This is a genomic window from Duganella sp. CF402 (assembly GCF_900109645.1).
Taxonomy (GTDB): domain Bacteria; phylum Pseudomonadota; class Gammaproteobacteria; order Burkholderiales; family Burkholderiaceae_D; genus Rugamonas.
Genome location: NZ_FOBG01000001.1, coordinates 1,909,515 through 1,929,470, shown reverse-complemented (window position 1 = coordinate 1,929,470; position 19,956 = coordinate 1,909,515). Strand labels below are relative to the sequence as shown.

19 protein-coding genes are annotated in these 19,956 nt (G+C 64.9%); 5 read left to right on the top strand and 14 right to left on the bottom strand.

The annotated features are described in order from the left end of the window. Window positions 1-54: 54 nt before the first annotated feature. The 12 genes from BMZ70_RS08615 to BMZ70_RS08560 form a co-directional block, all read right to left on the bottom strand. A complete protein-coding gene (locus BMZ70_RS08615) occupies window positions 55-951 on the bottom strand; it encodes a MaoC/PaaZ C-terminal domain-containing protein (protein ID WP_092272431.1) in 897 nt (298 codons plus the stop codon). Then, entirely contained in the window at window positions 948-2,336 is a 1,389-nt protein-coding gene (locus BMZ70_RS08610) for a serine hydrolase domain-containing protein (RefSeq protein ID WP_092272428.1), read from the bottom strand. Before BMZ70_RS08610 ends, BMZ70_RS08615 begins: the two co-directional genes overlap by 4 nt. Further along, window positions 2,336-4,729, bottom strand: a complete 2,394-nt coding sequence (locus BMZ70_RS08605) for a TonB-dependent receptor (protein WP_092272424.1) — start codon at window positions 4,727-4,729, stop codon at window positions 2,336-2,338. Before BMZ70_RS08605 ends, BMZ70_RS08610 begins: the two co-directional genes overlap by 1 nt. Next, window positions 4,726-5,946, bottom strand: coding sequence for a sterol desaturase family protein (locus tag BMZ70_RS08600; protein ID WP_229205345.1), 1,221 nt, complete (start codon window positions 5,944-5,946; stop codon window positions 4,726-4,728). Before BMZ70_RS08600 ends, BMZ70_RS08605 begins: the two co-directional genes overlap by 4 nt. Window positions 5,947-6,068: 122 nt before the next feature. Continuing rightward, complete coding sequence (locus tag BMZ70_RS08595; RefSeq protein WP_092272418.1) at window positions 6,069-6,749, bottom strand: CPBP family intramembrane glutamic endopeptidase; 681 nt, start codon at window positions 6,747-6,749, stop codon at window positions 6,069-6,071. 62 nt (window positions 6,750-6,811) lie between these two features. Next, complete coding sequence (locus BMZ70_RS08590) at window positions 6,812-7,321, bottom strand: redoxin domain-containing protein (protein WP_092272416.1); 510 nt, start codon at window positions 7,319-7,321, stop codon at window positions 6,812-6,814. 9 nt (window positions 7,322-7,330) lie between these two features. Next, window positions 7,331-7,867 carry a carboxymuconolactone decarboxylase family protein gene (locus BMZ70_RS08585; RefSeq protein ID WP_092272413.1) on the bottom strand — a complete coding sequence of 179 codons (537 nt, stop codon included), beginning with the start codon at window positions 7,865-7,867 and terminating at the stop codon, window positions 7,331-7,333. Between the two features lie 46 nt (window positions 7,868-7,913). Then, complete coding sequence (locus BMZ70_RS08580; protein WP_092272410.1) at window positions 7,914-8,567, bottom strand: MarR family transcriptional regulator; 654 nt, start codon at window positions 8,565-8,567, stop codon at window positions 7,914-7,916. A gap of 51 nt (window positions 8,568-8,618) precedes the next feature. Next, entirely contained in the window at window positions 8,619-10,712 is a 2,094-nt protein-coding gene (locus BMZ70_RS08575; RefSeq protein ID WP_092272407.1) for a TonB-dependent receptor, read from the bottom strand. 55 nt (window positions 10,713-10,767) lie between these two features. After that, the gene (locus BMZ70_RS08570) at window positions 10,768-11,103 is read right to left on the bottom strand and encodes a hypothetical protein (RefSeq protein WP_092272404.1); all 336 of its coding nucleotides are present in this window, start codon (window positions 11,101-11,103) and stop codon (window positions 10,768-10,770) included. A 28-nt stretch (window positions 11,104-11,131) separates the two neighbouring features. Then, window positions 11,132-11,737: a LuxR C-terminal-related transcriptional regulator gene (locus BMZ70_RS08565; protein ID WP_092272401.1), complete on the bottom strand. Its 606-nt coding sequence runs from the start codon at window positions 11,735-11,737 to the stop codon at window positions 11,132-11,134. A gap of 28 nt (window positions 11,738-11,765) precedes the next feature. Continuing rightward, a complete protein-coding gene (locus BMZ70_RS08560; RefSeq protein ID WP_207231518.1) occupies window positions 11,766-12,074 on the bottom strand; it encodes a hypothetical protein in 309 nt (102 codons plus the stop codon). Between the two features lie 179 nt (window positions 12,075-12,253). On the opposite strand from BMZ70_RS08560, the gene BMZ70_RS08555 reads away from it, so the two are divergent. Further along, a complete protein-coding gene (locus BMZ70_RS08555) occupies window positions 12,254-12,901 on the top strand; it encodes a response regulator (RefSeq protein WP_092272395.1) in 648 nt (215 codons plus the stop codon). A gap of 4 nt (window positions 12,902-12,905) precedes the next feature. Here BMZ70_RS08555 and BMZ70_RS08550 read toward each other — a convergent pair whose 3' ends face one another. Further along, a complete protein-coding gene (locus tag BMZ70_RS08550; protein ID WP_092272392.1) occupies window positions 12,906-15,923 on the bottom strand; it encodes a ligand-binding sensor domain-containing protein in 3,018 nt (1,005 codons plus the stop codon). 148 nt (window positions 15,924-16,071) lie between these two features. Between BMZ70_RS08550 and BMZ70_RS08545 the strand changes: the two genes are divergently transcribed. The 4 genes from BMZ70_RS08545 to BMZ70_RS08530 are packed head-to-tail and all read left to right on the top strand — an operon-like array spanning window position 16,072 to window position 19,331. Further along, complete coding sequence (locus BMZ70_RS08545) at window positions 16,072-16,335, top strand: DUF1427 family protein (protein WP_092272389.1); 264 nt, start codon at window positions 16,072-16,074, stop codon at window positions 16,333-16,335. Further along, entirely contained in the window at window positions 16,335-18,254 is a 1,920-nt protein-coding gene (locus BMZ70_RS08540) for an amidohydrolase (RefSeq protein ID WP_092272387.1), read from the top strand. Before BMZ70_RS08545 ends, BMZ70_RS08540 begins: the two co-directional genes overlap by 1 nt. Then, on the top strand, window positions 18,254-18,685 hold the full coding sequence (locus BMZ70_RS08535; RefSeq protein ID WP_092272384.1) for a DoxX family protein: 432 nt from the start codon (window positions 18,254-18,256) through the stop codon (window positions 18,683-18,685). Before BMZ70_RS08540 ends, BMZ70_RS08535 begins: the two co-directional genes overlap by 1 nt. Further along, window positions 18,675-19,331: a YoaK family protein gene (locus BMZ70_RS08530; RefSeq protein ID WP_092272382.1), complete on the top strand. Its 657-nt coding sequence runs from the start codon at window positions 18,675-18,677 to the stop codon at window positions 19,329-19,331. Before BMZ70_RS08535 ends, BMZ70_RS08530 begins: the two co-directional genes overlap by 11 nt. On the opposite strand, the gene BMZ70_RS08525 is transcribed toward BMZ70_RS08530, so the two are convergent. Then, on the bottom strand, window positions 19,328-19,951 hold the full coding sequence (locus BMZ70_RS08525) for a response regulator transcription factor (RefSeq protein WP_092272379.1): 624 nt from the start codon (window positions 19,949-19,951) through the stop codon (window positions 19,328-19,330). The two genes, BMZ70_RS08530 and BMZ70_RS08525, sit on opposite strands and share 4 nt — an antisense overlap. Between the last annotated feature and the right edge of the window lie 5 nt (window positions 19,952-19,956).

Genomic DNA, 19,956 nt, shown 5'->3' with positions numbered 1-19,956 from the left:
TGAATTCACAGGGGCGATGAAGGCAGCGCGTCGTTCGTGACGCAACGGAGCGTTTTATCGTAGCCTGCCCGCAAGGTGTACGGCTTCGCCGCTGCCGGCCAGGCGCAGCGCGCGCCAGCCTTCCGCGTCGGCCGCCGCTTCCGGCGCCACCTGCACCGACAGTGCAGTGCAGGGCAGGGCCACCGGCTTGACGAAGCGGACGTCGATTTCGTCGAAGCGCACGCCTTGCTGCGCCAGCACTTCGTAGCTGCGCACGAAGCTGCCGAAACCATGCAGCACCATGCCGCGAAATACCGAACGCCGCGCCAGCGGAGCGCACCAGTGTATCGGATTGAAGTCGCCGGTCAACAGCGCGAAGCGCAGGCCATCGCGCGCGTCGGCGTGCCACAGGCCTGCCGTGATCCAGTCCGGCTCCGGACCGCGATCCTGTTTCGGTTTCGGCGCGCGCGGGCCGGGCAGCAGAAAGCTCATATGCAGCCGGGCTTCCACCAGCGAGGGCTGTTCGGCGGTGCCGGTGGCCACTGCCACCACCACCTTGATGCGGCCGGGCGTCTCTTCTATTTTCTCGACGGCGGCGCTCAGGTGCAGCGGCACGTCGCGTGGCAGCGGTCCGCACACGCGCAGGCTGACGCCTTGGTTGATGACGCTGGTCAGGCGGTAGGGCATGCGCAGCAGCAGTTCGCCTACCAGCGGCAAGCTCCATTGCGACACCATGTGCGGCGGCAGCAGGCCGTCGTAGCAGCGCGTGGCGCCGGCCCATGCGATGTATTGTTCCACCAGGTCGTGCGGCGGCGCGGCGATCACGCGCGTTACTGGGGCGATGCGCGTATCAGCCGATGGCTTGGATGCCGGCGACAGCGTATTCAAGATCGTATGGCCCACTACGCGTGCGCCGGTCAGCAGCATCGGGCCTTGATGGCGCAGCAGGCTGTAAGGCACGTCAGCCATCATGGTTGCACCGCCTTCAGCACCGCAGCCAGCAAGCCTTGCGGCTGGTACAGCAGCCGGTGCGGCGTCAATCCGAGCCGCACCACCACCAACTGCTGCGACGGCACGATGGCGATGCTTTGGCCGTCGTGGCCTTCCATCCAATAGGTATCGGCGGGGAGCTTGAAACGCGCGTCCGGATCCTGGCCTTCCGGCGTGTCGCCGCCCGGTCCCCAGCGCCACACCTGTCCTTGTCCATACTGGCCGCCGGAGGCCGGCGCCACTTGCTGCATGCCTTGCACAAAACCTTCCGGCAAAATGCGCTTGCCCTGCCAGACGCCGTCCTGCAGCAGGAACTGGCCGAAGCGCGCCCAGTCCAGCGTGTTGGCGTACATATAGCTCGACCCGACCAGATTGCCGCGCGCGTCGGCCTCCATTACCGCGCTGTTCATGCCCAGCGGCGCAAACAGGCGGTTGTGCGGCAGCGCCAGCGCATCCACGCCGCCGCCCGCCGCGCGCTGCCAGATGCGCGACAGCAGCACCGTGGTGCCGCTTGAATAATTCCACTTGCTGCCCGGTGTTGCTTCCAGCGGCTGCGCCGCCGTGAACGACGCCATGTCCTGTTCGAGGTAGAGCATGCGCGTGACATCGGACACGTCGCCGTAGCCTTCGTTGTAGCGCAAGCCGCTGCTCATGGCCATCAGCTGCGCCAGCGTGATTTGCGCACGCTGGTCGGCCTTGTCGGGCCAGAAACCGCTCTGCGCCAGGGACAGCTTGCCGTCCGCGATCTGCATGCCGACCAGTGCTGCGGTGACGGTCTTGGTCATCGACCAGCCGAGCAGCGGCGTGGCGGCGTTGAAGCCTTCGGCGTAGCGCTGCGCGATCAGACGGCCTCGATGAATCACCGCCATGCCGCGCACGCCCGGTCCCGCCAGTGCATCCTGTTCCAACAAGGCTTGCACCGCCGGATTGGCCTCGGCCTGCGAGCCGGTAGGCCAGGCGACGTTGGGCGAGGGCGCCCAGATCGGAATCGGTTTGAATTGATGCTGCGCGGCCTGCGCCACATCGCCGTCGGGCACCGCAGCGCAGCCAGTGCCGGGACGATAGACCGCCATGCCGTCGCCGATAAAGCCAAGGAACTGCGCGCGCACCGTCTTGCGTTCGGTGTCGACCTTCACGCTCAGGTGCTTGAGGACAGGATGGCCGGGCGCCTGCACATCGTCGGCCAGCACGGCCTGCGCGTCGCGCCCGGCGATAAATACATTGGAGCACACGATCTTGGCGCCGTAATTGGCGCCGACCTTCAACAACTCCGGCGGCTTGGTTGCCAACACCACCGCCAGAGCCGCCGCACTTACCGCTGCAACCACCACTACTGCCGCAGCAGTTCGTACGATTTTTGATGTCATTACATGCTAGCCCGGAATTCCACGCCGATGGCGCGCGGCGGCGTGATGTAAGCGTACGGCGCACCGTATTGTTCCGTTTGACCGCCCAGCGATTCGATGTAGCGCTTGTCAAACACGTTGTTGACGATCAGCGCCACGCCGTAGCGCGAGCTTGGGCTGTCCCAGCCCAGACGCAGGTCGAACTTGGTCTTGGCGGTGCCGGTTTTCAGCTTGGCGGTAGTCAGGCAGCTCAGGTCCGCGTTGTCGCTGTTGCAGCGGTAGGCGCTGGCGTGGGTGCCCTGGAAGTTGATGCTGGCGCGGCCGTCGGCCATCTCCCAGTTGGCATTCACACCGCCCATCGCGGTCAGGCGCGGCGTGCCGACCGGCTGGCCGCCCAAGTCCAGCGTGACGTTGCCGGCTGCGTCCAGGCGCTGGTAGCGCGTGTAGGTCTGGTTGATGTATTCGAAGCCGCCGAACAGCGTCACGCGCGGCGACAGGCGAATGCGGCCATCGACATCAAGGCCGTGCGCCTTCTGGTCGCTGGAGATCACGTTGTAGGTCGGGAAGGTGCCCACGCTGTACAGCTGGATATCCTGCAGGTTCTTGAACTTGTAGGCGAACAGCGAGGCATTGACGGTGGCGTTCAGCTCCGGCAGCACCAGCTTGGCGCCGACTTCGAAGTTGGTCATCTTCTCCGGCTCGAAGCTCGGATCCTTGCCGGCATTGGTGGTGGAGGCAGGATTCGGCGGCGTGAAGATATTGAAGCCGCCGGCCTGGTAGCCGCGCGACAGGGACGTGAACAGCAGGGTGTTCTTGTCCAGCTTATGATCGAGCACCAGGCGCGGGCTCCAGTCGGTCCAGTCCTTCTCGCGCGAGACCGGCGTGGCGGCCAGTTGCGCGGCGGTGGCAAACACCACGTTGGACGGGAACGACGAGGCATCCAGCCCGGCCAGTGGGCCGAAGCTGTTGAGGAAATCGTCCAGCTGCGGCGATACGCGGCCCGGCACATGCCAGCGCATGCTCTTGGTGTCTTTGGTGTAGCGCAGGCCGACGGTGGCGTTGGTTTGCGGCGTCAGGTGCCAGATGGTGTCGCCGTAGATCGAGGCCGACTTGGTGCGCACGTCGCTATAGTGGGTTTCGTCCCAGCTGAACTGCGTGTTGGGGCTGATGCCCGGCAGGCCGGCTGCGGCCAGGCCGCCGAACAGCATGGCGAAATTCGGATCGCCGCCCTGGAACTGGCTCAGGGTGTCCAGCGTGCCGGTGGTGATGTAGGCGCCGGCATCCTGGTGCTCATTGTTATGGTAGAAGCTCAGGCCTGCGATCCAGTCCAGCTGGTCGGTCTTGCCGGACAGTTTGAACTCCTGCTGGAAGCTGCGCGCGCTCTTGGCATCCTGGGTGGTCAGGTGCAGGCTGGCGCGGTCGCCGCCGTCGTTGTCGGTCAGGTTGTGGGTGTTGAAGCGACGGTAGGCGGTGATCGAGTTGAAGGTCATGCCGGCCAGCGGCGTTTCGAAGCGCAGGGTGGCGCCGTCGAACATGCGGCCCTCGCTGCCTTGCTGGTCGTTGGCCAGCGGGACATCGAACGGGTTGACGAAGTTGGCGGTGTAGGCCGCGTCGTACACGCCGCGATAGCCGCCCAGCGGCAGCGCCGGATTCTTGATCACGCCGAAGGCCGGACGGCCATACTGCTCCATGTTCTCATGCTCCCACGAGAACACCAGCTTGGCCGCGTCGAAGTCCTTGCGGAACGACAGGCGGGTGGCCCAGTCCTTGTCGCCGCCGGACTTCTTGCCGGTGGCAGTGTTGTCGGCCCAGCCCTCGCTACCCGAACGCACCACCACCAGGCGGGTGGCGAAAGTGTCGGTGATCGGGAAGTTGAGCATCACATCTGCATCGGCGCGGCCGAAGCGGCCCAGCTTGACGTGGGCGCTGGCGTCGACGTCTTTGCCCGGCTCATTGGCGGTGATGGAAATCGCACCGGCCGCGCTGTTACGGCCGAACAGCGTGCCTTGCGGGCCCTTGACCACTTCGATGCGCTGCACGTCGATGAAGTTCATCAGCGCGCCGCCGGTCTTGCCGGTGTAGACGCCATCAACATAGATGCCGACCGGCGAATCGGTGGCGATACCGAAGTCGCCCGCATGCACGCCACGGATGCCGAACGATGGCTGGGTAGGCTCAATCGCATCCACCACCAGGCCTGGGATGTAGCCGTTCAGGTCCGACAGATCCTTGGCGCCGACGGCGGCGATGTCCTTGGCCGTCACCACCTGCATGGTCATTGGCACGTCCTGCACCAGCTGCTTACGGGCTTGCGCGGTCACCACCACCGACTGGATGTCGTCGGCGGCCCACGCCGGTGGAATGAAGAAGGCTGCAGCCAGGCTGGCCGCGATGACGGTGCGATGCGTTTTCATGATATCTCCCATTGATGTGTTTTTATGTTTTTGTCCAACCATACAGCGGCGCCCAGCGTCAGCACCAACACCGTTGCACGCAACAACAACGGTGCTTCGTATCCAAACCAGTCCGGCAGCAGCGCGAAGGCCAGGCCCAGCGCCGCGCCGCGCGCCTGCTCGATGCGCGCGCCGAGGCGGCGGCCTTCCAGCAAGCCGCCCAGCGACAGCGTGCTGGCGGCGATCACCAGCGCGTACAGCACCAGCGACGGCGCCGGTTGCGAGGTGGCGGTCGCGATCAGGTGCATCACGCACGGCGCCAGCAGCGCGAAATGCAGCACACCATAAGCGGCGGCCGGCGCCGGCGTGGCCGGGCGGTAGCGTTCGAATTTGGCGCCGTCGAAATGGGCCAGCGGTTCGCCGGTCCAGGCGCCGGGAGGAGCCAGCCAGACTTGCAGCTTCTTGCGCAGCCCTTTGGCTTCGCCAGTGGAGCGCCACAGGTCGGCGTAGTAATGCAGGTTGGCCCACAGCGGATTGAGGCTGCGCAGCGGCGAGCGCACGCCGTAGATGATTTTCTCGTCGTCGCGTTCATCGGCGAAGGTGCCGAACAGGCGGTCCCACAGGATCAGGATGCCGCCGTAATTGCGGTCGATGCAGTAGTCGTTCTGGCCGTGGTGCACGCGGTGGTTGGACGGCGTGACGAATACGCGGTCCAGCCATCCGAGGCGGCCTACCATTTCTGTGTGCACCCAATACTGGTACAGCAGGTCGATCAGCGCCACCGCGCCCATCACGATAGGCGGCACGCCGGCCAGCGCCATCGGCAGGTAGAAGATCCAGCCGAAGATCCAGCCGCTGGAAGTCTGGCGCAGCGCGGTCGACAGGTTGTAGAACTCGGACGAGTGATGCACCACGTGCGCGGCCCACAGCACCGCCACCTCGTGGCCCATGCGGTGCGCCCAGTAGTAGAAGAAATCGTAGGCCAGCAGTGCGCCGAGCCAGACCCACAGGCTAGTCATCGGCAAGCTAGTGAAGCGCCATTCTTCGTAGACGGCGGCGTAGATGCCGAGCGCCGCCAGTTTAACGAATAGGCCGGTGAGCTGGCTCAGGACACCGAGGTGCAGGCTGGTGAGAGCGTCCGCCGCGTCGTAGGCTTGCAGGCCCCGGCGGCGGGCGATCCAGACTTCCAGCAGGATGGAAGCCATGAAGACAGGAATGGCAAAGACAATAGGATTCACAGGTCGGCGCGATCATTAAAGTCGCATCGATTATGCCTATAACAATGCCAAATACTCAAGAAGTACCGGCCCATGTGACGCGGAACGAACACAATCGGGCCGGTTTGGCGTATCAAATGAAGCTAGTTGAAGTCGCGTTGGCGCAGCTGGACCATGCTGACCGCTCCGCTCAGCGGCAGCACGATGTGGATCACCATCAGCCACCACAAGCTGCCGCTAAGGAGATAGCCAGTGGCGAACAGCAGCGCGGAGGCCACGCTGAGGGCAAACTGTTTGGGGTTCTTGTAGCCGTGCGCCGCGCCGTAGGCCAGGCCGGACACCGCCACCGCGCCCCAGCCGCCGACGTAGGGCGTGAGCACCAGCAGCAGGAAGCCGCGATACAGCAGTTCCCAGCCGCCGCCGATCATCACGGCCAGGGGCAGGAACAGCCGCAGTTCGGCGGCGCTGGCGGGCATGCCGGCATCGGCGCCCTTGTCCAGTGCTTCCTTGGCTTTGGCGGGCGACATGCGCGCGGTCTGGATGGCGCCGCCGACGAGCAGCGCGGTCATGGCGACGGCGGCAACGACCAGGCACCACAGCGGCGCGCCGGCGGTGGGGGCGGAGAGGCCCATGTCGGCGGCGCTGTAGCCGTTCCACCAGCAGATCGCCAACAGCACCAGCAGCGTCAGGCCGATGTCGCGCATCGATTCGAGATAGCGCGCGGTGAGTTCACGTTTTGGCGCATCATTCGGACGAATGCTGCGCCACAGATGCCTGCCGGGCAGGATGAAGACCAGGTAGAACGCCAGCGCCAGTTCGATCATATGTCGGCCATCGTGATAAAGGATGGCCGATTATACGTTACAAAATAAGCAATCCGGAAGCGCTAGCGGATGCTGCAGACGTCGTCGTCGCACCGGGCCTGCTGCGGCGCGGGTTCTGCCACCAGCTGGCTGATCAGCGCGCCGACCTGCATGTCTTCGGCGCGGCCGAAGTGGCTGAGCCGCAGCCGTCCCTGGCGATCGATCAGGATCAGCGTCGGCGTGCCGCGCAGCTGGTACTGCTCCATCGTCAGCGGAATCGTGCCGTCGGTGGACGGCTGGTCTATCGCCACCGGAAAGCCGATGCGGTACTCGTGCACGAAGGCGTCCAGCGCGGCGCGGTTCATCACCGCGTGGTGCTCGAACACCGAGTGCAGCCCGAGCACCGCCACGTCCTGCTCATCAAACACGGCGCGGATGCTTTTGGCCTGCGGGATGCCGTGCGAAACGCAGCCGGGGCACAGCATCTGGAAGGCGTAGATGGCGACGACTTTGCCGCGCAACTGCCGCAAGGACAGCGGCTTGGCGGTGTTCAGCCATTCCGCGACCCGCAGTTCGGTGGCGATAGGGAACATGGCGGCTCCTTATTTGGCGCGCAGTTTAACCGACGGGAAGTCGACCGGCACCTTGAACGCCACGTTGACGTAGTTGGTGAACAGGTTGAGCGCCACGTGGGCCAGGATCTCGACGATTTCTTCGTCGGTGTAGCCGACTTCGCGCAGGTTGCTCACTTCTTCGTCCGAGATTTGCGCGCGGTTGTTGACCACGGCGACGGCGAAGCGCAGGGCGGCGGCGGTTTTTGGATCGGCCGATTGGCCGGCTTGCGCGGCGCTCATTTCTTCGGCGGTGGCGCCGGCCTTGCGACCCAGCACGGTGTGCGCGGCGAGGCAGTATTCGCAATCGTTGCGGTCGGCGATGGCGACGGCGATTTGTTCGCCGAGTTTGGCGTTGATGACTCCACTACCCAGCGCGCCGAACGAGCCCCACATGCTTTTCAGCGCGGCGGTGGAGTTGGCTACGGCTTTGAACATATTGGGCGTGGCGCCGAACGCGCTGTGGATCTGGGCCAGCAGTTGTTGACGTTCGCCGGTGGCTTCAGTGATAAGATTTATACGCGACATGATAGGACTCCTAAGTAAATTAAGCAAAAAAAACGCGGTTAAAAAACTAAGCAAAAACTTTCCAGTTACGCGCCTTGGCTGCCGGATCGGCCGGCTCGTGTTCAAGGCAATCCATGCGCAACAGCGGCACCGACAGCGGCGCATTCACCAAACCACAGTGGTGCGGGGCTGGCTTGCCTGGATGGCGATTCGGTTCGAAGAACCGGCACGACAGGCAGGCACGCATCTCGGGGAAGCGATCCGTCTTTTGCAACTGCGCGATCAGTTTGAACAAGCCGGTAAGCAGCTCCGCCTGTTGTGACGCAGGCAGGGCGGCCGCAGCTTGGTCGGCAAAATCCAGGGCGCTACCGATACGGGCCGCCATCACCGCACCTTCCGGGGTGAGGAAGAGTGCAGTGGCGCGGCCGTCATCTTCTGCGCGCGCCTTGTACAGCAAACCCTTGGACACCAAGGCCGATACCGAATCACTGGCGCTGGCCGCACTGATCGACAACTGCGACGCCAACCACGACAAGCGCACCCCTTGCTTGCGACCCTGCAGCAGTTGCAGCATCTCGGCCTGGGTAGGATTCAGATTTTCGGCCGTGGCAAACTCCCACATACCGGAGCGCATCACACTGGCGATGCGTCCGATAGAGGTGACGATGCGCGCTGAAACATCAGGCGTATCGTGCCACGGCTTTTTAGATTTGGTGTCCATGCTTCGCATTATATACAGCTATTTTGAATTAGCAAGGACTCCTAATCAAATTTAGAAGCTGGTCGACAGCCCTGCGTACAGGGAGCGGCGCTCGCCGTACTGCGGCGCGCCCACGCCCACGCCGGAGCCGTCGCGCAGCAGGTAGGACTTGTCGAAGGCGTTGATCAGGGCGAGGCGGCCCTCGACCGTGCCCACCGGCGTCGCTTTCCACGTGTGCGTCAGCGCCAGGTTGACGGTGGTGTAGTGCGGCAGGTGGCCGGAGTTCGGTGCGGCGTCGTCCGGCGTCATGCGCAAGCCGCTGCCATACAGGAAGTCGCCGCTGACTTGCGAGTCGCCCCAATGGTAGTGGGCGCCGCCCGATAGCGTCACGGTCTGGTCGTGGTCGACGTGGATGTAGTGGCTGGCGATGTAGGCCAGTTCGTCGGGTGCGAACAGCGACTGGCCGGAGATGATGTTGCTGCCTTCGGCCTTTTGCGTGGTCACATTCAGGAAGCCGCCCCAGTTCTTCTGGTTGTAGACGGCGGACAGCTCAAGTCCCTTGGCGTAGCCACGGTCATAGTTAAACGGGGACAGGATCAGCGCCTGGCCGAACTGGCCTTCATCCAGCATGTTGCGGATCTTTTTGTAGTAGGCGTCCACCGTCACGGTCAGCGCGTCGCTGATCTGGTGGCTGGCGCCGACGTCGAAGTAGTGTGTGCGCTCGGATTTCACGTTATCCGATACCGCCACTTCCGGCGCGTTCGAGGAGCCGGCGTATTTATCGATGCTGGACTGTGCCGCAAGTTCCTGCGGCGGCGGGGTGAAGTAGCGCGAATAGCCGGCGTGCAGCGCCGTACCCTTGGCCAGTTGGTAGGCCACGTTGACGCGCGGGCTCCATTGCTGCTCGTCGACGTAGGCCGACACTTTATCGAAACGCACGCCGTAGTTGATGGTCAGCGGCGCGCCGATATGCCATTCGTCCTGCAGGTAGACGCTGGACAGCTTGCCGGTCTTGCTGCCGTTGTCGATGATGGTGCGCGGCGTGGTGCTGGCTTGCGTGCCGTCGTCATTCAGGTCGAACACGCCGACGCTGTTGTCGCTGTGCGTGGTCTGGCGGGTGTAGGCCAGGCCGGCGCGGAGGGTGTGGGTGTCATTCAGCTTGTAGCTGGCGTCGAACTGCAGGCCGTTGGCCGAGTTGGAGCGCAGCGTATTGGAGGCCACGCCGGTGTAAGCCAGGTCGCCCACCGGATCGGGCGTGTAGTGCAGCTCCGAATACTGGTGGAAGCCGGACAGCTGGTAATTCAGGTCGCCCACGCTTTTTTGCAGCGACAGCACCAGGAAGCGATTCAGTTCGCGCTGGCGCTGGTCCAGTTGCGCCGAATCCGGCGTGTTGGCGATGGTGTAGGCCGGCTGCTGGTCCGGATTGTTCGGAATCTGGAAGCGGCCGTTGTAGGTGCCGAACATCAGACCGAGGCGGGTGTCGTCGTCGAGGAAGTAGGACAGGGTGCCGAACGATTTGGCTTGCTGCGTGTGGTCGTGCAGCGCGCTGGTGCTCGGCAGCGGATTTTCGACACCGAGCTTGTTGGTCACATAGCTGCCGGACAGGTAGTAGTTGAACGCGCCTTGCGTGCCGAAGAATTCCGCGCTCGGCTCGACGTGATCATGGCTGCCCACCAGTACGCCGATGCGGCCGCCGTTATTCGGCTGGCCTTCCTTGGTCTGGATATCGACGATGCCGGAGGTGCGCAGGCCGAATTGCGCCGGCAGCGCGCCGGTAATGAAATCGGTCGATTCGACGAAGCGGGTGTCGATCGACTGGCCGAAGCCGCTGATCGATTCCGGCAGCTGCACGCCGTTGACGCGGTACTGCACGTTGCCGTGGTCGTCGCGCACGTGGATGGAGCCGGAGCCTTTCGAATCCTGGCTCACGCCGGGAAGGCGCAGCAGCACTTCATTGAAGGGCGTGTTGTCGCCCTGGCCCAGCTGGTCGACCATGTGCTTGTCGATGCTGTAGATGGTGGTGCCCACGTTGGGCGATAAATCGATGCGCGCATTTTTCATGTGCGCGGCGGTCACTTCGACTTGCGGGATCACCGCATCGTCTTCGGCGCGGGCGTGAGTGCAGAAAATGGCTGCGATCAGCAGCGGCATGGTACGGAGTTGCATGTTAAATCCTTGAATGTGCAGGTACGACGCTACCCAGGCGGATAGCGAACTAAATTCAGATGGAGGAAACAGCAACGCCGGGCGGCGCTTGAGATGGTGGGAGGAGGTAATGGGTCTGCGGCAGTGGCGCCACGGCTTGCGGTGCGACCAGCGCGAGGCCGGCTTGCGGCGCCGGCGCAGCCACCGACAACGTCGCCGGTGGCACGCCGCCGGCCGGCAGGTGCACCACCGAGCAGGCGGCGCAATCAGGTTCGTGGTCGGTGTAGGCGTGGCTGTGCGAGTTCGCGCCCAGCAGTTGCAAGGCCAGGAACAGCAGCACGAAGAACATCATGACGCGTTGATAACGCGTCTGGCGATGTGGCTTGCTGTGGTTGATGGCTGTTGCGTGCATCCCGCGATTTTACATCAATGCGGCTGAATCAATGTGGCTGATTGAGATACGAGTCGCCGACTAATCCGCGCCGCGTGGCCAGCACCACGGCGTGGGTGCGTGCCGTTGCGCCAAGCTTGTCAAAAAGGCCTTTGACGTGGGTCTTGACGGTGCCGACGCCGATGCCCAGCTCGCGCGCGATCGATTTGTTGCACTGGCCTTGCGCCAGCAGTTGCAGCACGTCGGTCTCGCGGCTGGTCAGGCCGATGCGGGTGAAGCTGTCGGCCACGCAGCGGCTCAACTCCGCGCTCAGGTAGCGCATGCCCCGGCTCAGCGAGCGCACGGCGGTCAGCAGCTGTTCCGACCCGGCGTTTTGCAGCAGGTAGCCGTGCACGCCGGCCATCATGGCGGTGCGCACTTCCCATTCGCGTTCCAGCTGGGTGACGATCAGCACGCGCGGCTGGGCGTCGTTGTGCGGCGCGTTGGCGCAGCGGCGCATGTGTTCCAGGCCGCCGCGATGATCGAAGATGATCACGTCGGCCTGCTCGGCGCCGGTGATTTCCATGTCGCTGTGTGCGCCCAGCAGCGCGGCCAGGCCGGCGCTGACGATGGGGTCCGCATGGGCGATCCTGACGCTCACTTGCTCGTCTTGCATGTCACTCTCCTCAATATAAAAACTCAAATCAATTGCTGTCCATCGGGTCGGGCGGCAGCACCAGCCGGCGCCGCCCGAACAGGCGCGCGTCCACGGAATAGGCGCCAGCGCCCAGCAGCACCAGCGCGATCGGCGTCATGGTCGCGATCATCAGCGCGGCGGCATGCGGCCAGTCGGCATGCAGCAGGCAGGCTGCATAAAAAACGGCGCTGACCAGTGCCGCCACCGGCGTCAATACGCCCACTGCCAAGGCCAGTGCCAGCACCAGTTCCAGCAACGCCAGCCACCAGGGCGTGACGCCGCCGCAGCCGCTTTCGATCATCAGCTGCAATCCCACGGCTACCCTCAGTATCAAGAGGCCGGCACCCGCGCCACCGCGCGGAAAACTGGAACTGAATCCCCGCATGAACAGAAGGATAAGGTTTCCAATCCGCTTTGCCACGCCCCGATCCGGGAGGTAGCCCCTACCTAGATGGAGGTATAGGCAAACGCTTGCGTTTATGTCATGCTTGAGATATGAACGCGCCGCCTATAACCATCCTGAGTGTGGATGATCACCCCATGTTCCGCGAGGGCATAGCCAGCGTAATCGCCGACGAAGCCGATATGCTGCTGGTGGAAGAAGCCACCAACGGCGTGCAGGCGGTCGAGGCCTACCGTCGCTTGCAGCCAGACGTCACACTGATGGACATCCAGATGCCTGAAATGAACGGCATCGACGCCACCATCGCCATTCGCAAGGAATTCCCCAACGCCCGCATCGTGGTGCTGACCACCTACGAAGGCGACGTGCTGGCGCAGCGCGCCATTACCGCCGGCGCCACCGGTTATCTGTTGAAAAGCATGCTGCGCAAGGAGCTGCTGGCGACCATCCGCTGCGTGCACGAGGGACGGCGCAGCATTCCGGCGGCGGTGGCTAGCGGCATCGCCGAGCATTGGCACGAGGGAGCGCTGAGCAAGCGCGAAGTGGAAGTGCTGCAGCTGGTGGCCGGAGGCCAGAGCAATAAGCGCATCGGCATGCATCTGGCGATTTCGGAAGAAACGGTCAAGGTGCACATGAAGAGCATCCTCGCCAAGCTCAATGCCAGCGACCGCACCCATGCGGTGACGATGGCGATCGAACGCGGCATCCTCGACCTGCATGCCTGCGGCGTGATTCAGTAAGAATTCAAGCGGCTTCGCGCGCCAGCCAGCGCCGCAGCGCGCCGCGCCGGCGCTGGTACACCGTTGCCGCCGGCGCCCGCAATTCCATCACCGTCCCCAGGCCGGGGCGGCACCAGAACTCCAGCGTGGCGTCGATTTGCAGCGCGCGTTCGCGCATGCCGGTCAGGCCCCAGTGGCCGGGCAGCTCGCCGGCCGCCAGCACATCTTCCGGTATGCCGGCGCCGTCGTCGCGCACCTGCAGCGTGATGTGCTCCTGCGCGTAGCCCAGTTCCAGCTCGATGCGGCAGGCGCCCGCGTGGCGGAAGGCGTTGAGCAGCGCTTCGCGGCCGATGTGGTAAAGATGTTCCCCGGCCGGTTCGTTCAGGGCGGTCAGCTGGCCGGTGACGATCAGCGCGAAATCGGCCGCGTGTTCTTCGCGTAGCTGTTGTCCCAGTTCGCTGAACAAACGCGGCAAGTCATGCTGCCACGCGGTGACGGCGCGCAGGCCGTTGACCTGGTTGCGGCCTTCGGCGAGAACGCCGTCGGCCTGGTTGAGGATTTTCTCCACCAGCAGATAGGCTTCGCTGTCCGGCGGCAGGCGCTTGAGCAGCGTCTGCACGCGCAGCATCAGGCCTTGCACGCTTTGCAGGAAGGTGTCATGCAGCGTGCGGGCGATGCGTTCGCGTTCCTCGGCGCGATCTTCCAGCCGGCGGCGCAGCTGGCGCGTGACGTGCTGCAGGCGCAGGCGATAGGCGACCCACAGCAGCAGGCCGGCCGCCAGCGCGCACAGTAGCTTGAACCACGCGGTTTCCATAAAGGTGGGCGGGATGCTGAACGCCAGTTCGGCTTCCTGCGGATTCCACACGCCGTCCTCGTTGGCGGCCATCACGCGGAAGCGGTAGTCGCCGGGCGCCAGGTTGGTGTAGAAGGCCTGGCGGCGCGTGCCGGGGTCTTGCCAGTCGCGGTCGACGCCATCGAGGCGATAGCGGAAGCGCACCCGCTCCGGCACGCTCAGGCTCAGGGCCGTGTAGTCGAGCCGCAGGCTGGTGGTCGATTCCGGCAGCTTGAGGCCGGGCAGGGCGCTGTAGCGCTGCTCGCCGATGGCCAGGCCCTGCACCAGCACCGCCGGCGGCACCGGGTTGCGCACGATGCGCGACGGGTCGATCCAGTTGATGCGGTTGGCGGTGGCCATCCACAGCAGGCCGTCGTCGCCCAGCACCAGCGACGGCATGGGGCGCAGCTGCGAGGCCGCGCCGAGCAGCCCGTCGTGGGCGTCGAAGCGTTCGTAGTCCACTTCGTAGCCGGGTTCCTTCAGCGCATGCGCCAGTTGGTCGGCGCTGACGCGGCTCAGGCCTTCGGTGCCGAACAGCCACAGGTCGCCCTGCGCGGTGCGGGCGATGCCGGACACGCCACGGAACATCTCACCGTTGCGGCCGTGCAGCGGCACGAAGCGCGCGCCGTCGAACCATGCCACACCGCGCTCGCCGCCGGCCCATAGCTGGCCGCCGGCGCGGTGCATGGTCAGCACGTTGCCCAGTTCAACGCCTCGCTCGATGCCGTATACCGTGGCCATGCCGCCAGCCAGGCGCACGATGTGGTTGCGGATGTAGCCGGCCCACAGCACATCATCGCCGCCATCGGCCAGGCTGGTGGGGAACTGGTCGGCCATGCCGGGCATGGCCAGCGGCGGGATAGCCTGGCGCCGCCACTGGCCGCCCTTGAGCAGGTACAGGCCTTCGCGCACCACTGAGACCCACAAGCCGCCTTGCGCGGCGCGGCTCATGGCCTGCACCTCGTAGCTGCGCGCTTCCGGCGGCAGCGGATAGCGCTCGACGCGGCCGCCCGGGGCGCCGTTCACGCTCCACACTTCTTCGCTGTTGCCGGCCCAGAGCACGCCGTCGGGATCGCGGTACAAAGCCGAGATGCGCCCGGACAGCACGCTGCGCCGCTCGCCGCCGACGCCCAGCGCATGCAGCGCGCCGTTGCGGTCTCCGGCCCAGACGCCGCCGCCGGCCGCCGGTGCGATGGCCGGATGATTGAAGATCGCTTGCAGCGGCAGCGTCAGGAGGCGGTTGCGGCGGAAGCGATTCAGGCCGGCCGAGGTGCCGATCCATACGTTGCCTTCGCGGTCCTGGAAAAAGCTTTGCGGCAGGCCGCCGTTCAGGTTTTGCTGCTGCGCCGTCTCGCCGCTTTCGGCGTCGCTGGCGCTGCGCCGTTCCAGCCCGCCGGCGCGGAACAGCCATAGGTTGCCATCGCGGTCGTAATGCATATTGCTGCCGCCAAGCTCGGGCCGGGCGGTGGCGTCGCCCGCCGGTGCGCTGGGCAGCATGCGGTAGTAGTTGTCGGCGTCGGAGGCCCACACCGTGCCGTCCGGCGCCAGCGACAGGCTGCTGAAGTCACCCTGCGGCCAGGCGGGGCGGAACGGCGCTTGCTGGTCGGCGCGGCTGTAGGCGCCGCCTTGCATGGCCACCCATTGCCGTCCGCTGCGGTCGAACAGCACCTGGCGCGCGCGCCGCTGCGGCAGGCCAGCTTCCGCGCCGACCGTGACAAAGCGTTCGCCGTCCAGCCGCGCCAGGCCGTCGCGCGCCGCCACCCACAGCACGCCGTCCGGCGCGCGCACGATGCTGGTGATGGCGCCGGCCGGCAGCCCATCCCCGGCCGCGTAGTGGCGCGCCTGATGGTTGTGGAAGTAGCTGATGCCGCCGCCCATGCGGTAGCCGACCCACAGGCCGCCTTCGGGCGGTGCGTACAAGGTGCGCACGTTGGAGGAGAGCAGAGCATGGCCTTCGACGCTGTCCATGCGTTCGTAGCGGCGGCCGTCGAAGCGGTACAAACCGGTGCCGGCGGCCAGCCATAACCAGCCGTCGCTGGTCTGGGCGATGTTGAGGATGTCGACCGGCGCGTTATCGAGCGCACTCCATGCGGTGTGGGTGTATTGTTCCTGCAGCTGGGAAGGCGGCTGCTGCGCCGGCGCCGACGCGCACCACAGCAGGCCGCACAAGGCTGCGGCTTGCAGGAGCAGGGATGCGCGCGCAGTAGTCATCTGATAATTTTAGCACCTATCCATGCGCTAGCCGGGATCCCCCAAATGGGAGGGGCACGCACGATCAATACCGGTGATGTCATAAAGCGCGTGCGTCTTTACACTGTGGGCACGATTTAACTATTATCTTTTGGAGCTACGCTAAATCATGAAAATGTATATCGTGTCGTTGGCGGTTGGCCTGCTGGTTGGGCTGATCTATGGCTTCCTCAACGTGCGTTCGCCGGCGCCGCCGGTGATCGCGCTGGTTGGCCTGCTGGGTATCCTGCTCGGCGAGCAGATACCACCGCTGCTGCGGCAGCTGCGCCAGACCGAGGCCAAACAAGTATCGTGGATCGAAGACCACGTCAAACCACATTGCTTCGGCCAGCTGCCATCCGCGCAGAAGACCGATGAAACCAGGAGCTCTTAATGTCGCAATCCCCGGATCTGATTCTCCATCGAGGCCTGTTCACCACGCTGGACCGCAGCAACCCGCATGCCGAAGCGGTCGCCATCAAGGATGGCCGCTTCACCCACGTCGGCCGCGCCGACGAGATCATGGCACTGGCCGGTCCGCAGACCAAGGTGATCGACCTGCAAGGCAAGCGCGTACTGCCAGGCCTGATCGATAATCACTGCCACATCATTCGCGGCGGCCTGAATTTCAACCTTGAACTGCGCTGGGACGGCGTGCGCTCGCTGGCCGACGCGATGGCGATGCTGAAGGCGCAAGTGGCGATCACGCCGGCGCCGCAGTGGGTGCGCGTGGTAGGCGGCTTCACCGAACATCAATTCGCCGAGAAGCGCCTGCCGACCATCGAAGAACTGAACGCGGTGGCGCCGGACACGCCGGTGTTCATCCTGCACCTGTACGACCGCGCGCTGCTGAACGGCGCCGCGCTGCGCGCCGTCGGCTACACCAAGGACACGCCGGAACCGCCGGGCGGCCAGATCCTGCGCGACGGCGCCGGTAATCCGAACGGCCTGCTGCTGGCCAAGCCGAACGCCTCCATCCTGTATTCGACGCTGGCCAAGGGGCCGAAGCTGCCGCTTGAATACCAGGTCAACTCGACCCGCCACTTCATGCGCGAGCTGAATCGCCTCGGCGTGACCGGCGTGATTGACGCCGGCGGCGGTTTCCAGAACTACCCGGACGATTACGAAGTGGTGCAGCAACTGGCCGACGCCCAGCAGCTGACCATCCGCATGGCCTACAACCTGTTCACGCAGAAGCCAAAGCAGGAGAAGGAAGACTTCCTGAACTGGACGCAAAGCGTAAAGTACCAGCAGGGCGACGACTACTTCCGCCACAACGGCGCCGGCGAAATGCTGACCTTCTCGGCGGCCGACTTTGAAGACTTCCGCCAGCCGCGTCCCGACATGCCGGACAATATGGAGGACGATCTGGAAGGCGTGGTGCGGGTGCTGGCGCAGAACCGCTGGCCGTGGCGCATGCACGCCACCTACGACGAAACCATCAGCCGCGCGCTGGACGTGTTCGAGCGCGTGAATCAGGAAATTCCGCTGGCAGGCCTGAACTGGTTCTTCGACCACGCCGAAACCATTTCGGACCGTTCGATCGACCGCATCGCGGCGCTGGGCGGCGGCGTGGCGGTGCAGCACCGCATGGCCTATCAGGGCGAATACTTCATCGAGCGCTACGGCCACGGCGCGGCCGAAGCCACGCCGCCGATCAAGAAGATCATCGAAGCGGGCGTGAAAACGTCGGCCGGCACCGACGCCACTCGCGTGGCTTCGTACAATCCGTGGGTGTCGCTGGCGTGGATGATCACCGGTAAAACCGTGAGCGGCGCCCAACTCTACCCGCGCGCCAATTGCCTGGACCGCGAAACCGCGCTGCGCATGTGGACCGAGAACACCACCTGGTTCTCCAATGAGGAAGGCAAGAAGGGCCGCATCCAGGTTGGCCAGCTGGCCGACTTGATCGTGCCGGACAAGGACTTCTTTGCCTGCGCTGAAAGCGAGATCTGGGACCTGACCTCCAACCTGACGGTCGTTGGCGGCAAGATCGTGTACGCGGCCGGCGCCTTCGCCAGCCACGACACGTTGCCACCGCCGGCCATGCCGGATTGGTCGCCGGTGCGCCGTTTCGGCGGCTACGCGGGATGGGGCGAGAAGCAGGGCACCAGCCGCGCCGCGCTCAAGGAACTGGAACAGCGCCAGTTGAAGCAGAAGCGCGAGCGTGAACAGCAGGCCGCCGCCTGCGGCTGCGCCAACAACTGCAATGTGCACGGCCACCAGCACGCCAACTCGTGGGCCAGCAAGATGCCGGTGTCGGACCTCAAGAGCTTCTGGGGCGCGCTGGGCTGCGCCTGCTGGGCGGTGTGATGCGGGCGCCGTCGATTGCAACCTCCGCGCGTTCGCTGGCCGAACGCGCGCCGTGGATACACTGGGTATGCCTGTTGCTGCTGTGCGCTGCGTATCTGCAGGGCGGCATCAACAAGCTGCTCGACTTCGATGCGGCGGTCGGCGAGATGCAGCATTTCGGCCTGTCGCCGGCGGCGCCTTTGGCTGCGCTGGTGATTGCGCTGGAACTGGGCGCCTCGCTGGCCATCCTGACCGGCTACTATCGCTGGCTGGGCGCGGGCTTCCTCGGCGTGTTCACGCTGATGGCGACCTTTGTGGCCAACCGCTTCTGGGAGATGGGCGGCCATGATCGCTTCATGGCGGCCAACAGCTTCTTCGAACACCTCGGCCTGACCGGCGCCTTCCTGCTGGTGGCCTGGCTGGATTTACAGAAAGGTAGTAATGGAACGTAGTGATATCAAACTAGGCGTGGCGCTGGGCTTTTTGGCCGGCTACGTCGACACGCTGGGCTTCGTCGGGCTATTCGGCCTGTTCACGGCCCACGTGACCGGCAACTTCGTGCTGATTGGCCGCGCGCTGATCGAACCCTCGCAAACCATCGCCATCAAGCTGATGGTGTTCCCGGTGTTTATCCTGTTCGTGGCGCTGGCGCGGCTGGCGATACTGCACTGGGATCGCAGCGGCGCGAAGTCGCTGCGCAACAGCTTCCTGTTCCAGCTGTTCACGATGCTGGCGACGGTGCTCTGCGCGTGGCAGGCCGCACCCGTGATCGAAGCCTCGGCGCCACTGACGCTGCTGACCGGCGCCCTGTGCGCCGGCGCGATGGCGGTGCAAAACGCCTACGGCAAGCTATTGCTGGGCAAGGCCGCAGCGACGACGGTGATGACGGGGAATGTGACCACGCTGGTGATCGAGCTGGTGGACTCGCTGCGCGGCGACGCGGAAGCGATCGGCCGCTGCAAGAAACTGACGTGGCCGGTGCTGGCTTTCACCGCCGGCTGCATGAGCGGCGGTGTGGCGTTTGTGCTGGCCGGTTTCCACGGCCTGCTGCTGCCCTGCGCGATCCTGGTGTGGCTCGCGGCGGCAGCGAAGGATTAGATTGTAATAATCCCGCGTTTCAGGGCGATCGTCACCGCGTGAGTGCGATCGTTCGCGGCCAGTTTGGCCAGCACGTTCTTCATATGCGCCTTCACGGTTTCCTCGGAAATCGACAGGCGCTCGGCGATGCGGCGATTCGAATTGCCGCTCGCCGCGTAGTGCAACACTTCCATTTCGCGCGAGCTTAACGGACCCTGGCCCATGTGCTGGGCCAGTTCCATCGCGATCTCCGGCGGAATGCGGCGCTGCCCCATGTGCACGCCGCGCACCGTATCCAGCAAGTCCTTGCGCAAAGTACTCTTCAACAGGAAGCCGGCGGCGCCGCCTTGTACGGCGCGCAGGATCTGCGCGTCGCCCTTGTAAGTGGTCAGCATCACGACGCGGGCGTTGTTATGCTCGCGCCGGATCTCCTGCAGCGCGGCGACGCCGTCCATCACTGGCATGGCGATGTCCATGATGGTGACGTCGGGCCGCAGCCGCTGCCAGGCCTCCACGGCTTCATGGCCGTTGCAGGCTTCGCCGACCACGCGCATGTCGGGCTGCGCGGAGATGGCTTCGCCGAGACCAGCGCGCAGCAGCGGGTGGTCGTCGACGACCAGGACTGAGATGGTGTCGTCCATATCAA